14 protein-coding genes are annotated in these 14,849 nt (G+C 37.3%); 2 read left to right on the top strand and 12 right to left on the bottom strand.

Annotation, left to right across the window (positions count from 1 at the left end; translation table 11 throughout):
* Positions 1-25: 25 nt before the first annotated feature.
* From porK to LVD16_RS02230, 6 genes are all read right to left on the bottom strand, one after another.
* Entirely contained in the window at positions 26-1,099 is a 1,074-nt protein-coding gene (gene porK / locus LVD16_RS02210) for a T9SS ring complex lipoprotein PorK/GldK (RefSeq protein WP_233771951.1), read from the bottom strand.
* A gap of 196 nt (positions 1,100-1,295) precedes the next feature.
* Complete coding sequence (locus tag LVD16_RS02215; RefSeq protein ID WP_233771952.1) at positions 1,296-2,252, bottom strand: PorP/SprF family type IX secretion system membrane protein; 957 nt, start codon at positions 2,250-2,252, stop codon at positions 1,296-1,298.
* Positions 2,253-2,370: 118 nt separating this feature from the next.
* Positions 2,371-3,147 (bottom strand): uroporphyrinogen-III synthase, encoded by a 777-nt coding sequence (locus LVD16_RS02220; protein WP_233771953.1) that lies wholly within the window; start codon positions 3,145-3,147, stop codon positions 2,371-2,373.
* A gap of 29 nt (positions 3,148-3,176) precedes the next feature.
* Entirely contained in the window at positions 3,177-3,881 is a 705-nt protein-coding gene (locus tag LVD16_RS27850; RefSeq protein ID WP_370687635.1) for a DUF4271 domain-containing protein, read from the bottom strand.
* A 6-nt stretch (positions 3,882-3,887) separates the two neighbouring features.
* The gene (locus LVD16_RS02225) at positions 3,888-4,301 is read right to left on the bottom strand and encodes a hypothetical protein (RefSeq protein ID WP_233771954.1); all 414 of its coding nucleotides are present in this window, start codon (positions 4,299-4,301) and stop codon (positions 3,888-3,890) included.
* A 30-nt stretch (positions 4,302-4,331) separates the two neighbouring features.
* On the bottom strand, positions 4,332-6,119 hold the full coding sequence (locus LVD16_RS02230; RefSeq protein ID WP_233771955.1) for a BamA/TamA family outer membrane protein: 1,788 nt from the start codon (positions 6,117-6,119) through the stop codon (positions 4,332-4,334).
* Between LVD16_RS02230 and hemW the strand changes: the two genes are divergently transcribed.
* Positions 6,057-7,181, top strand: coding sequence for a radical SAM family heme chaperone HemW (gene hemW / locus LVD16_RS02235; RefSeq protein ID WP_233771956.1), 1,125 nt, complete (start codon positions 6,057-6,059; stop codon positions 7,179-7,181). The two genes, LVD16_RS02230 and hemW, sit on opposite strands and share 63 nt — an antisense overlap.
* Positions 7,182-7,354: 173 nt before the next feature.
* A complete protein-coding gene (locus tag LVD16_RS02240) occupies positions 7,355-7,729 on the top strand; it encodes a hypothetical protein (RefSeq protein ID WP_233771957.1) in 375 nt (124 codons plus the stop codon).
* A 10-nt stretch (positions 7,730-7,739) separates the two neighbouring features.
* Here LVD16_RS02240 and LVD16_RS02245 read toward each other — a convergent pair whose 3' ends face one another.
* The 6 genes from LVD16_RS02245 to msrB all read right to left on the bottom strand — a co-directional run bounded on the left by LVD16_RS02245 (position 7,740) and on the right by msrB (position 14,796).
* Positions 7,740-8,462 carry a LytR/AlgR family response regulator transcription factor gene (locus tag LVD16_RS02245; RefSeq protein ID WP_233771958.1) on the bottom strand — a complete coding sequence of 241 codons (723 nt, stop codon included), beginning with the start codon at positions 8,460-8,462 and terminating at the stop codon, positions 7,740-7,742.
* The gene (locus LVD16_RS02250) at positions 8,459-9,502 is read right to left on the bottom strand and encodes a sensor histidine kinase (RefSeq protein WP_233771959.1); all 1,044 of its coding nucleotides are present in this window, start codon (positions 9,500-9,502) and stop codon (positions 8,459-8,461) included. The genes LVD16_RS02245 and LVD16_RS02250 overlap by 4 nt, the downstream gene beginning before the upstream one ends.
* Positions 9,503-9,594: 92 nt before the next feature.
* Positions 9,595-9,840: a hypothetical protein gene (locus LVD16_RS02255; protein ID WP_233771960.1), complete on the bottom strand. Its 246-nt coding sequence runs from the start codon at positions 9,838-9,840 to the stop codon at positions 9,595-9,597.
* Positions 9,837-11,150, bottom strand: coding sequence for an NAD(P)/FAD-dependent oxidoreductase (locus LVD16_RS02260; protein ID WP_233771961.1), 1,314 nt, complete (start codon positions 11,148-11,150; stop codon positions 9,837-9,839). Before LVD16_RS02260 ends, LVD16_RS02255 begins: the two co-directional genes overlap by 4 nt.
* Before the next feature lie 218 nt (positions 11,151-11,368).
* The gene (gene uvrA, locus LVD16_RS02265; protein WP_233771962.1) at positions 11,369-14,224 is read right to left on the bottom strand and encodes an excinuclease ABC subunit UvrA; all 2,856 of its coding nucleotides are present in this window, start codon (positions 14,222-14,224) and stop codon (positions 11,369-11,371) included.
* A gap of 101 nt (positions 14,225-14,325) precedes the next feature.
* Positions 14,326-14,796 carry a peptide-methionine (R)-S-oxide reductase MsrB gene (gene msrB, locus LVD16_RS02270; RefSeq protein ID WP_233771963.1) on the bottom strand — a complete coding sequence of 157 codons (471 nt, stop codon included), beginning with the start codon at positions 14,794-14,796 and terminating at the stop codon, positions 14,326-14,328.
* Positions 14,797-14,849: the final 53 nt, after the last annotated feature.

A 14,849-nucleotide genomic window follows, 5' to 3' on the forward strand; every position in this document is an offset into this window, starting at 1 on the left:
ATAAAAAAATGAAAAAATATAAAGTTTAAAACTCGGCTCCCGAAGATCTACCCAAATGTGTCATAGCATTTCTGAACCCAATATAGGCTCTAACCGAATCTTTAAATTCAAAAGTTCTAGTTCCTGTTTCTAGGTAATAGGCCACATCTTTCCATGATCCTCCTCTGATTACTTTCTTAGGAAGAATTTCAGGATCATATTGTGCGCTATTTGGATCTGTACGCTTGTCGATGTATTGAGGGTTTAGATCCCAAACGGTAGGTACAGAAACAGGACTAAAGTCATCCAAACACCACTCTGCAACATTTCCAGCCATGTCATATAAACCGTAGTCATTGGCAAAGTATTCTGCAACTGGAGCTGCGTAGGCGAAACCATCATCATAATAGTTTCCTCTTCCTGGCTTGAAGTTAGCCAGCATACAACCTTTAGAGTTTCTTATATAAGGGTTACCCCAAGGATATTTAGCCATATCCCTACCGCCTCTGGCAGCATATTCCCATTCAGCTTCGTTTGGTAACCTGAAAGACGGCATTGGCACTTCACCAACACTGATTCTGTAGTCAGCCCAATAAGCAGTTCTCCACTTACTGAAATATACAGCAGCCTCCCAGTTAACACCTACTACTGGATAGTCATCATAACCAGGGTGCCAGTAGTAATAATCCTGAACAGGATCTCCCATGTGGTGAGCAAAGTCTCTCACCCATACAGTGGTATCAGGGTAATAATCGCTTCTTATTTTATCCTCTCCTAAAACACTCACTGAGTCTTCAAAAAGACGATTAATAAATTGGCGATATTCATTATTGGTTATCTCGGTATCATCCATGTAGAATGAACCAATAGTAATTTGCTTGTTAAAATTGATTTGGGTAGAAGCGGGATCTTCATCGGCTTGTCCCATATGAAAGGTTCCAGCGGGAATAGGTACCATACCGTAAGGTAGTGTCATTACCCAACCTTCTCGACCCTGTACACCTACCAGTTCGCCTTGGTCACCTCCTCCGCCACCCAGGCCTAAGAGTCCACAACCTCCTAATATTGCTGGTGCCAACAACAACAATGAGTAGAGGAATCTTCTTGTAACTTTATGCATAACACTTTTGTTTAAACTCTTTAACTTTTAATTCCAGTTAAAGCCAACCGTTTGTTTGTTTTAAATTTTTGAAGCGGAAATATATAAAAAAAAATCAATTTAAATTCGCCCGTATAATAGTTTTTAGCAGGCTAGAGTTAAAAAATATATTTCACAAATTGTATAAATTCTTTTTAAAAGCAAAATATTTTAAAGCTTAATGTCTGAACCTCGGTGATCTCACTATTTTCTTCCCACTGCCAGGGTTCACAGGTAATTGATAACTCACTAAAACTTCATGTGTCGTTGGTTTCTTGGCATCTTGCTGACTAATAACATAACCGAACGAATAGCCAAAGCTTAACGACTTATCCTTTAAAAAATTGTATCCGAGCAACACATTTATATCCTCCGACTGGCGATAAGATAACCCACCCCACATCTGATCTTTATAATATGCAAGTCCGCCTAATACAAAACTATACTCATTAAAGTCAGTATATACTAGCATTGAGGGAGAAACTTTTACATCAAAATTAACCTCGTGAACATATCCTAACGTAAAATAAGCATGATTTTCGAAAGGATTTCTAATCGCATCTATACCAAAATTAAATTCTGATTTTAAAATGTGATTAAAGCTCAAGCCTGCATAATATTTTTCAGATCTATAATAAACACCCACAGCCATGTCTGGTCTTATCTGAGATTCCTCTCCTGCTTGTAGGATCTCGTCATCAGGATCAATAGCATTATATTTATCTCTATCTATTGACATTGAAACAAGTCCAGCGCGCAAACCAAAGCTTAGCTTGGAATTCTTTATACCTAAATGGTAGGCATAGGAAACCTGCATTTCCAAATTATTTATCGGACCGAGCTGATCATTTACTACATGAGCTCCAAATCCACTCTTAAATCTATAGATGGGAGTGGTCATACTAAAGACAGAGGTAGTTGGTGCACCACCATCATCAAAAGTACCTTGATAACCAGCCCATTGTCTTCTATGGATCAAAGTCATTTGGGTAACTCCTTCACTTCCTGCAAAAGCAGGGTTATAAAAGAGCATATTCTTCATGTAATATGAAAATTGGGCATCTTGCTGTGCGCTAGCTCCATTAAAGCTAAAAAATAGCGCCACCAGTGATATGTAAAAAATTATCCTACGCATATCTATAATCAAAAAGCAGTCTTAAATATAAAGCATTTTCAACCATAGATTCAAGCCTTTTTAAATAAAAGGCAGAAGATAATATCTTATTTACATTAATTTAATATAAAAATCTATCTTATTTGATCCCATTCGCCTTCTTAATATAAAGCTCAATAGCACCTGTCATAGATGGTGCATTAGGTAAAGGAGCTTCAATATCAAGAATCATATTAGCTTCTCTAACAGCTTTGGCCGTGGTAGGTCCAAAAGCTGCTATTCTAGTGTTATTCTGTTTGAAGTCAGGAAAGTTCACTAAAAGAGAGTTAATACCAGAAGGACTAAAGAAGGCTAGTATGTCATAATAAACATCTTCTAAGTCTGACAAGTCACTAGCTACTGTACGATATATTACTGCTTCTGAAAATTTAAAATCATTTTCACCAAGGAATACAGGTATATCGTCCTTTCTTATATCCGAGCATGGGAATAAATATTTCTCATTCTTATGTTTCTTAAGAATTTCGATTAGATCTCCAGCTGTTCTATGGCCTGTAAAAATTTTTCTTTTTCGAATTACTATATATTTCTGCAGATAGTTAGCAGTTTGCTCTGAAATACAGAAGTATTTCATATCTGCAGGCATTTCAATTTTCAGCTCACCACATATACTAAAGAAATGGTCTACGGCATTTCTACTTGTAAATATTATGGCAGTATGATTTAAAATATCAATCTTTTGCTGTCTAAACTCCTTAATCGATACAGGATCGACCTGGATGAATGGACGAAAATCTACTTTGATATTGTATTTTTCTGCCAACATGAAATATGGCGAATTATCATTACTTGGTTTCGGCTGAGACACCAGGATACTCTTAACGGGACGTATCCTTTCTTTCACTTGATCGGTCATATCTTCGCGCAACAATTACTTCTAGATACTCAGAATGGTTGATTTAGTCCTAAATACAGAAGTAAAATATATGGTATTACTTCTGTGCCGCAAAGGTAGGAAAATAAATGCAAAGTTCTATACGCACCAGTATTCAATAGCTTAAAAAACAAGATAATAATCTTAATTCCCATTAAGATTAACATAATATTAAACAAAATAATATAATAATTAGCTGATACTATCCCGAAACCATAATAAGAGAATACTAAAAATACTAATCCAACTGAGAAAATAACCATGGAAATTCTCACATAATTAATAAAATGTGAATTCAGAAAACTACCAAGCTTAAATAGCCCCGTAAGGTTTCCTATGAGTAAATATTTGATTGTTAGCCATAAGAAAATAAGTAAGGAAATCTTAATCCAATTAAGAAGCCCCTCTATAAATGTATCAGCTCTGAACATTCCTATATCCTGGAAAATCTGTGACAGATTAGCACAGAAGAATACCGTAAGTCCTATAAGCAAACTAAGGAAAAGGTAAAAAAGGAGATTGACACCATTCAGAGGTCTATTCTTTAAGAGGTTCTCATCTATCTCTCTTACCCCAATGGCTCTCCTCAATTTGAAGAACTCGATAAAGGTATTGACATAGAAGCTATACAATACCGCCAGGAAAATTGCCAGTATTAGTATAGACACAAAAATCACATTGTTGAAATTACTTTGTCTTCTTTGCTTTATTAACACCAAATCTCAAGATAATGGAGCTGAATCAGCTGTGCTAATAGATAGCACTTGAGTAGTAAGGTTAAAAACATTTAAGTTTTTATTATATAAAGTAAACCGTAAGTCGGATTGATATAGACCCTGAAGACTATCAATAGACAATAACCTAGTACCTTTTAATATTAAGGCTAAATCATTATTAAGAAAAACTGAAACAGGATCGGAGGATTTTAGCAACAAACTTTTACCCTCATATTCCTTTTCTTTCAGCGTAAAGTGAATGGTACTTTTCTGATAATTGGTTTTGTCTATAAGAGGCAAATACCCATCATTATCCACGAAGTACCAATCTTCATTAAGATTACGCACAACAGTGGTATCAATAGTGGCAGCTTCGGCAGAAAGCTGAAGCAAAAGAAATATAGTGAGTATTCTTATCAAATGATATAATTTTTACTGAGTCGCAATTTATTAGAAATTGGCCACATAACCGAAATGAAATTTAGAAAGTCTTGCACTAAAAGGTTGTTCATCAGATCTCCCTATGGCATAAGCCAAATTAACTCGCCCATTACCCGTTGGAAGTGATAAACCTAAGCCTGCCCCCAGTGGTGCAGTTAGTCCCATTGAACTTACCTTATTTCGCATAACAGATTGATCATAAAACAAATACAAATATGAGTCATAATTAAAATACCACTCTAGTTGTACATTGGATAAAAAATAGCTTGATGCATAAAAGTTATTCTCATTAAATCCTCTTAGAGATTTTAGGCCGCCTACTCTGAAAAGATCATTTATATATAAATGATCGTTTATGAGTGCAGCCCCGGATAATTTATGGTTCAACTTAAAATATTTAGTCAAAGGAAAAGAATAATGAATCATACCCTGCAGTTTATATTGGACTGACTCAGAATTGAGACTATCTGAAGTAACTAAACCTGGAAGAGTTGCCTGACTAACCTTTTTATTTCCAAGCGCTCCACTAAATAGTAGCTGTAACGCTGATTTACCTACTTCACTTATGTTAGGATCACTTCGCCTATACACTACACCATAATAATTAAGATCCAGATTGGGGACAATCTCAGAGTTATCAGTACTGGTGAGCTTTCTTGAAGAAGTGAATTCATTTAAAAAAGCGATATTATTTTTCCTGAATGAGTAATTCAGGCCTATTAAACCACTGCGATTAATAAAGGTGCTATCTTCTTTAAAAAGGTTAAAGTTAAACTCAACATTTAAAGGAGTACTCAAAATATTTGGAAGCTGCAAAGACATATCGAGCAACTGTGACTCTGGCTTTAATCTTTTCCATTCTACCTCAAAGGATTTTCCACTTCTAAAGAGGTTTGAAAGCCTAAGATCAAACTGGCCTGTGACCATGAGCCTTCCATCGGCCTGAGCATTGGGCAAAAAGCCAATAACTCCATCTATGTAGTCAGCTTTTTTATGCTTTAAACTTAGGATGACCCTCGCCTGGTCATTTTGAAAAGTTATTTCTGGCTCTTTTTCTAAAATCAGAAAATTTAACTGAGAAATAAGTTTACCGATTTCATCAATATTCTTTTGTTGAAAAGGTTTACCGTAACTCAAACGCAAATAATTAGCCAGCCACTTATCTTTAACATTTACATTTCCCTGAACCACCAAGCTATCATAAGTGATCGAAGGCCCCGCCTCGTATAACAAGGTACTTTCAACACTTCCACCAACAATTGTAAGGGAATCTAACATTACAGATGCAAATGGAAGTCCGCTGTTTTCACTCTGCTTTATTATTCCTTCGAAAAGCCTGGTTAGCTCCTTGATCTTGAATGGCTTATTAGAAAAGAATCTTTCTCTAAATCCTGCTTTACTTAACAAGGTCTCTGGCACGTTTCCGGCAGACAACCTGGCCCATTCGAATATCTGGCCTCTTTCAATAATGACATTGACAACCGAATCTTGCTGATTTAATTCTGATATCTGAGCAGACAAATATCCTTGGTATACCTTTTCTCTAAGTTCATTTTTAATATTGCCCGCAATCAATATACTATCAGAAACCATTTGGGTGGCATAGGGAGAGTCTTGCTCGAGATCATAATAGTTGATTAGATATGTTTGTGCAAAAACCTGAGGAGACAAAAGTATAAGACCTGCCAGGCACGTAATCCTTACTAAAAACTTTAAGTTTGCAATTATTCTCAAATGGCAGGTATCTACATCCATATTCCGTTCTGCAAGCAAGCATGTCACTACTGCGATTTTCATTTCAGCACAAATCAAAGTTATGTGGCTCAAATGACAGCAGCAATTTGTGATGAAATAAAATTACAACGCAATTATTTAGAAAGGGAAGTTATTGACACTGTTTATTTTGGTGGCGGCACCCCTTCATTGCTTAGTCAAGGTCAAGTGGACCAGATTCTTAATACTTTAGCCAAATATCATAACATTAATGAAAACGCGGAGATTTCATTTGAGGCCAACCCTGATGATTTAGATCTAAAGAAGCTTGGAGAACTATCTGAGTCAGGCATTAATCGACTAAGTATAGGGATTCAATCATTCTCTGAGGATGTTTTAAAATTTCTAAATAGGGCACATAATCGTGATCAAGCCCTAAATTCTATACATTGGGCTAGAGAAGCTGGTTTTGAGAATATAAGCATTGATCTCATCTATGGTATTTCAATCAATAACCACATTGGATGGAAAAGCGATTTAAAAACTATCCTTGAGATAAAGCCTGAGCACATATCTTCTTATTGCTTGACAATAGAGCCTCAAACAGTCTTTGGTCATAGGGCAAAGAAAGGCCAATTCCCAAAACAGGATGAAGAATTTGAGGCTGAGCAGTACGATATGTTAATTAGTCAATTAATATCAGCAGGATATTTACATTATGAAGTTTCTAATTTTTGCCTCCCTGAAAAATATTCAAGGCATAATTCGAACTATTGGAAACAGAAGAAATATCTAGGGCTAGGTCCGGGAGCTCATTCTTATAATATGACGGAGAGACAATTTAATGTAAGCCATAACCACAAGTATATGAGCAGTATACAAGAAGGAACGGTGCCAGCTGACTTTGAAGTGCTCACCCTGGAGGAGAAAATAAATGAGTATATTTTAACGACAATTAGAACAATTTGGGGATGTGATTTGAGTTATCTTAAAGATAAGCATGGTTACGATCTCTATTCGAGAAAGTATTCATATCTCAACGATTTGATTTCCAATAAGTTTGCAATGCTTGAGGGAACAAGTCTGAAATTGACAGAAGAAGGTCTATTGTTAGCTGACGAAATTTCATCCGCATTATTTGTGTAAAAAGATTATAGTTGATCTTTGCTATGTAAAATAATGATATTAACTTTCTTAAAGGGGATGTTATAAATCTGGACAAGAGTCATTCTTTTTGAGAAGCATTTGTTTACTTTGTAGTATAGTCCACGAATAGTTAAATCATTTTAAACCAAACCTACTGCCTGACGCCGATTGAAATGGATAGCGAAGAAAAAAAAGCATACCTACTATTAAAATCTGTGATTTTCCATTACCATGGACTCGATGACGAGGAACGTAAAAACCTTGAAGAGACCACCAATGAAATTGATGGACAAGAAGAAATGCAGTGGGTAAATGATTTTATTGCGGAAGACTACTTCAACTCCTTTGAAAGAGCTCGTGAATATTTAAATACCATTATTGGTGACTACCCAAAAGATAAGCGTGTATTTTATATTGACATGGTTTGGAAAGCGAACAATTTGAAGGGCTATGTTACCGAACTAGAGGCAACAGCAATGCTTCAGCTTGCTAGAGACTGGCACGTAGAAGAGGATTTGATCAATATCCTAAGGGGTAACAACTCTTGATGAATCTCAATTAGAGACTCATCATTTCCTTGAATTTAGCTGCTTGTCTTCTGCTAACCTCTACTTTATCACCACCTTTTAGTTTAACCATAAGACCTCCGTTAAACCAGGGCTCGATACTTTCTACCCAGCTTAAGTTTACGATGTGCTTTCGGCTGGCTCTGAAAAAGCTGCGTGTATCCAATTTTTCATCCAGGGCATTCAAGGACTTATGGATCATTGGCTTATTATTATCAAAATATACTTTGATATAATTACCGTCAGATTCAAAAAGCCTAACATCAGATAATCTTACAAACCAGCATTTATCTCCATCCTTCACAAATACCTGATCAGATAGAGTTAATTTCTTCTGATCCTCAATGGCCACTTCTTTAACAGGCTCTGATTTTTTCAAAAGCTTATTTAGGCTTTCGTTTAAACGTTCGGTTTGGATAGGTTTTAGTAAATAGTCTAGAGCATTCACTTCAAAAGCCTTCAATGCAAACTCGTCATAGGCTGTAGTAAAAATCACATGTGGCACATTATCCAACATCTCCAGTAACTCAAAACCCGTTTTACCTGGCATTTGTATATCCAGAAACAATAAATCAGGGTGCAGCTCATTGATCATCTCAAACGCTTCATCAGCATTGGCCGCCTCACCTACTATTTCTATTTGACTATAATCCTTTAATAAATTAATCAGCTCCTTCCTCGCTAATCTCTCGTCATCTATAATTAATGCCTTCATTCTTTAGGTATTACTAGTTCTGTTACTACAATATTATCTGTTTCATTAAAAATCTTCAAGTATGCCTCTTCGCCATACAAAAGCTTAAGCCTTTTTCTGGTGTTTTTCAGGCCTAAGCCCGGCTTGTCATCCACTTGAATATCTTCTGAACCTTCGTTCAGTTGCCCGCTATTTCTGATCTGTACTTTAAGTTGAGAATCTGAAATAGTAGTTTTTAAATATATAATACCACCTTCTTTAAGCCTAGAGATTCCATGTTTAATACCGTTCTCAACTAATGTTTGTAACATAAGTGGGGGAACCAGGAATTCATATGAATCTGGATGGATCTCAAATTTGGTGACCAGTCGCTCCTCAAAACGAATACTTTCTAAACTTAAATAATCTTTTACGGTATTTAGCTCATCTTCAAATTTAGTGAGTCTTTTTTTATCTGATATAAGGGAATTACGTAGAATATTAGAAAGTTGGGTGATAGCATTTTTAGACTTCATCGGATTTTCATCCACTAATGCCCGAATGCTATTTAGCGCATTGAAAATGAAATGTGGGTTTAATTGAGATTTGAGATTATTAAGCTCTATCTCATTTATAGCAGCCTCATGCTGCAGAGAAAGATTATATTTTTCGAAATAATGATAAATGAAGTATAAAACTGCCCACACGAATAGAATTAAGGCAAAAGTAATGCTGAGTGCAATCACCTTCGAGGGATCAAAGATCATTGAAGGATTATAAATCTTGAAAAGATAACTGACTAAAATTCTAGCAGCATAAACCAGAAAGCCAAGTGCCAAAACAGAAGCTATGATTCTCGGGATCAGTCTTGGCATATGTAGCACCAGCCAACCTCTATTTACAATGATATTTCTAAATATATGGCTGGCCAGCAAGAAGATACCACCTTCAATAAACCAAAATATTATTTGAAAAGCATGAACCGCTTTTCCTTCGAATACAATGAACCCAAATATCTGAACCAAGGTGTAAAACAACCATCCGCCCACCTGGAGGATCCAATATAATTTATGCTTATTCAATAGATCTTAAACTCGTTCTATGTAAAGCTATTCAATATTTTAAGTTTAGACATTATTTTTTTACCAATGGGAGGATGCTGATTCCAGTGGAATTATGCCTCGGTTTGTATTAGAAACAAGAATAGAAGACCTGCACCAATTATTAAGAGCCATGAAACTACATTTAACAGCTTTTTATACTGGGGAAGAGCGTCATTTTTAATAAGCCCCATAACCACAAAAGCTAAACCCGCCGTCACGTACAAACTAAATTCCCAGTAATCTTGTCGCACTATCTGATAAATGGCAAAGCAGAGCATGGCTCCGCCTACCAAATATTGAATTATGGAATCCTTCATTCCTCTTTTATTTTATTTCCAGGTATGAACTTACGAATAATGAGCCTGGTACCCTTATCGTAAGTAAAATAATTCCACACCCAGTTACTAAATACGATTAGTCTATTTCTAAAGCCTATGATTGATATTAAATGGATAAACATCCAGATAAGCCAGGCCACAAAGCCTCCAAATCTTAATTTACCCATATCCACTACGGCCTTATTTCTACCGATAGTGGCCATAGAACCTTTGTCTTTATACTTAAATTTTTTAGGTTCTTTGCCCTTCAGCATCTTGGCAATATTCGAGGCCAGATGATCTCCCTGCTGGATGGCTACTGGCGCCAACATCGGGTGTCCGTTAGGATAATCTTCATCAGCCTTCATTAAGGCGATATCTCCAATGGCATAAATATTATCAGTGCCTTCTATCTTATTGAAGCCATCAACTTTTAAACGGCCACGCTCCACCATGTCATCTTCCAGGCCATCAGGATAGTTACCCTGAACACCTGCTGCCCATATAAGTGTGCAAGTTTTGATCTCATCACCATTATTCAATTTGGCAGTAATGCCGTCGTAAGAAGTCACTAAGGTTTTAAGCCTAACCTCTACATCAAACTTCTTTAGATATTTAAGGGCTCTTTTAGAAGCGAATCCAGACATGGCAGAAAGCAACTTATCTGCCCCTTCTAAAAGAATAATGTTCATTTTATCGAAATCCAATTCAGGATAATCTGCAGGGAGGATGTTCTTTTTCAATTCACCTAAAGCACCGGCTACCTCCACACCCGTAGGTCCACCACCCACAATGGCCAGGTTCATCATGCATTCCATTTTATCTGGATCCGTGGTAATGGTAGCCGCCTCAAAATTTTGAAGAATATGGCTACGCAAGTCAAGTGCCTGTGGTATTTGCTTCAATGGAAAAGCATGCGTCATAATAGACTCATTACCAAAGTAATTGGTCTTTGAGCCAGTTGCTATCACCAAATAGTCAAAAGACATATCACCTATTTCCGTGGTGATGTATTTTTCCTGGTGATTAATAGAGTACACCTCGGCCATTCTAAAGAAAAAATCCCTAACTGGCTCCAGCTGCTTTCGTAGTGGATCAGCTATGGAATCCGGCTCTAATCCTGCCGTGGCTACCTGATATAATAAGGGTTGAAAAGTGTGATAATTATTCCTATCGAAAAGTACTATTTGCAAGGGCTGCTTACTTAACTTTTTGATGAGCTTAACTCCGGCGAATCCTCCTCCTATAACGATGAGTCTTGGATATTTTGAAGCGGGAATCGGGATGTTTTTTTGATTGGCTTCTTTCATAAAAATAAGTTGTAAAGACCTCTGCAATATTAATCCCGGGGGAATTAAATAAAGAATTCTAAAGAGTTATTTTAATTTTTCTTTTGAGTGGAACTCTTTTAAGAAAAATATGCTTTTAGAGATAAGCAATAATTCATAGTTGATAATTTTCAAGGTTTTGGTTGAATGAAAATGCCGCTGTAAAAAGCGGCATTTTTTATTTTAAGAATTTTTAACAATTACAATTCCAATTTCAGGTACTTAGCCGTGAAGCTTTCTTCATTTTCAGCCACTTTTTCCGGAGTACCAGAAGTAACTATTCTACCTCCACCGTTACCTCCCTCAGGTCCCAGATCTACAATATGATCTGCCACCTTAATTACATCAAGGTTATGCTCAATGACCAAAACTGTATTTCCTTTTTCTACCAATCTATTGAGCACATCTAACAGGTGCTGAATATCTTGAAAGTGTAAACCTGTGGTAGGCTCATCAAGAATGTAAAATGTTTTACCAGTATCTTTTTTAGAAAGCTCGGTGGCTAACTTAACACGCTGAGCCTCTCCACCAGATAACGTGGTGGCGTGCTGTCCAAGAGAAATATACCCAAGACCAACTTCATTAAGAGTCTTGATCTTTCTTACGATCTTCGGTTGATGCTCGAAGAATTCTGTTGCCTCTTCCACAGTCATTTCCAGCACGTCAGAGATAGATTTACCTTTAAATCTTACTTCCAATGTCTCTCTATTATACCTCTTACCCTTACAGGTTTCGCATGGCACATGAACATCTGGCAAGAAATCCATCTCAATCAGCCTTAGACCAGCACCTTCACAGGTTTCACATCTACCTCCCTTAACGTTAAAGGAAAACCGACCTGGCTTATAGCCTCTAATTTTTGCTTCAGGCAGTTCTGAAAACAGCGCTCTTATGTCCGTGAAAACCCCGGTATAAGTAGCTGGATTAGAACGCGGCGTTCTTCCGATTGGCGATTGGTCTACTTCTATCACCTTATCTAAATGCTCAAGGCCAGTCACTTTTTTATATGCTAACGGCTCTCTTCTAGAATTATAGAATTTTTGATTTAAAATAGGGAAAAGGGTATCATGAATTAGGGTGGATTTTCCGCTACCAGACACCCCGGTTATTAATGTTAAAGTACCTAGAGGAACTTGAAGATCTACACCTTTCAAGTTATTTCCACTGGCCCCGGTCAATTTCAATTTTTTTCCGCTACCCTTTCTTCGCTCTTTCGGAACTTCAATTTGTCTTTGATTATTAAGGTATGCTGCGGTGGCACTCTTTTGCTTCAAAAACTCTTGCGGCGGACCTTGCGCTACCACCTGACCTCCATGTCTACCTGCACCAGGGCCAATATCTATAACATAGTCAGAAGCCAGCATCATATCTTTATCATGCTCCACTACAATGACCGTATTTCCAAGATCTCGTAAATCTTTCAATGCCTTGATAAGCTTAACGTTATCTCGCTGATGCAGACCAATACTCGGCTCATCCAGAATATAAAGTACGCCCACTAACTGAGTACCTATTTGGGTAGCTAGCCTAATTCGCTGCGCTTCACCACCAGAAAGTGTTCTTAGCGGCCTATTCAGGTGTAGGTAATCAAGCCCCACATCTAACAAGAAGCCAATTCTTTTTCGGATTTCTTTTAATACTTCAGCTGCTATAACATTTTGCTTATCCGAAAGCCTTAGCTCAAGACCGTCGAACCAAGTCCATAAAGTGCGAATGTCAAATTCGGCTAACTGCGAAATATTATGATGGTCAATCAGGAAATGTAAAGCTTCCTTTTTTAACCTGGCACCGTTACATTCAGGACAAGTAGTTGTAACAGTGAAGTCATTAACCCACTTTTGTATTTTATCAGAACCACCTTCTTTCTGCTTTTCCAGAAATTTGATGATTCCTTCGAATTTTGTATTCCAGTCAGTGCCAGGGTATTTTACTGATTTCACAGCTACCGGCACACTATCACCATAAAGCAAGACATCTATTACCTCCTGAGGGATTTTCTCAATTGGAGTGGTGAGCGCCACCTTATGCCTTTTGAGAATGGCCTGTATCTTCTTGAAAATCCATATATCTCTATATTCTCCAAGCGGTAAAATACCTCCTCTGCTAATACTCAATGACTTATCCGGAATTACTGATTCTTCAGTAATTTCTTCTATCTCACCAAGGCCATTACATTTGGGACAGGCTCCATAGGGAGAGTTAAAAGAAAATGTATTTGGAGCAGGCTCATCATAAGAAAGGCCTGAAACCGGATCCATTAGATATTTAGAAAAGTGGTGAATATTATCTTCCTGATCTAGAAGCATTAATACTCCTTCACCTTGCTTTAAAGCCGTTTTTATAGACTGGCTAATCCTATATCTATCTTTTTCTGCTACCACAATTCGATCGATAACCACCTCAATATCATGGGTTTTGTATCGATCTACCTGCATTTTTGGCACTAGCTCTTGCAGTTCACCATCCACCCTTACTTTGGAGTAGCCATTTTTACGGATCTGCTGGAACAGCTCTCTATAATGACCTTTACGCCCTTTTACCACTGGAGCGAGAATGGTTAGCTTCTGACCATCAAAATTGGAGAGAATATGATCCAGAATTTGATCTTCTGACTGTCTCACCATGCGCTCGCCAGTAGAGTACGAAAATGCTTCTCCTGCTCTGGCATAAAGCAAACGCATAAAGTCATAAATCTCCGTCACCGTACCCACAGTAGACCTCGGATTTCTAGACGTAGTTTTCTGCTCTATTGAAATAACCGGGCTAAGACCATTGATCTTATCCACATCAGGTCGCTCCAGGTTTCCGATAAATGATCTGGCGTAGGCACTGAAACTTTCCATATATCTACGCTGCCCTTCAGCATATATGGTATCAAAGGCTAATGAAGACTTACCGCTACCGCTAATACCCGTTATGGTAACTAAAGTATTTCTTGGAAAGGTAAGGTTTACATTCTTGAGATTGTGCTCTCTGGCACCTATAATCTCAATATTTTCATAGCCTGTTATATCGTATCCTTCGCTATCATTTTTTACTTCCTCTTCTGCGATCATAGGCTATTTGGGTTTGATTTTGGAATAAACCACAAAATTGAACCTTAGAATGTTTAAATGCAACTGCTGAAAATTTTTATAACTGTATGATATGAAATTAATTACTCTGCTGTACCGGGTTCAAAGTCTAATGAAACGCTGTTCATACAGAATCTTTTAAAGGTTGGAGCTGGGCCATCATCAAAAATGTGTCCTAAATGAGAGTCGCATCTGCCGCAGAGCACTTCTATTCTGTGCATCCCAAAGGAGTTATCATCTTTATAGATCACACTATTTTCACGAACGGCCTCGTAAAAACTTGGCCACCCACAACTGCTGGCGAATTTAGCATCTGAATAAAACAGCTTATTGCCACACACAGCACAATAGTAGGTGCCTAAAGCATCAGTATTCCAAAACTTTCCAGTAAACGCTCTCTCGGTTGCAGCTTGCCTAGCTACCGCATAAAGATCAGGTGGTAATATTTTTTTCCACTCTTCATTTGAGATATTGAGTTTTGAAGTGTCAGTTCGGGAATAATAGGGATTATTTTCATGGCTCTGGTTTTCTTGAGCCTTAGATTCAATGATCATAGTAAAAATTATTAATATTATAAATATGCTTTTCAATGCTCTCATCACTATCC

The organism is Fulvivirga ligni (assembly GCF_021389935.1).
In the GTDB taxonomy this organism is placed as follows: domain Bacteria; phylum Bacteroidota; class Bacteroidia; order Cytophagales; family Cyclobacteriaceae; genus Fulvivirga; species Fulvivirga ligni.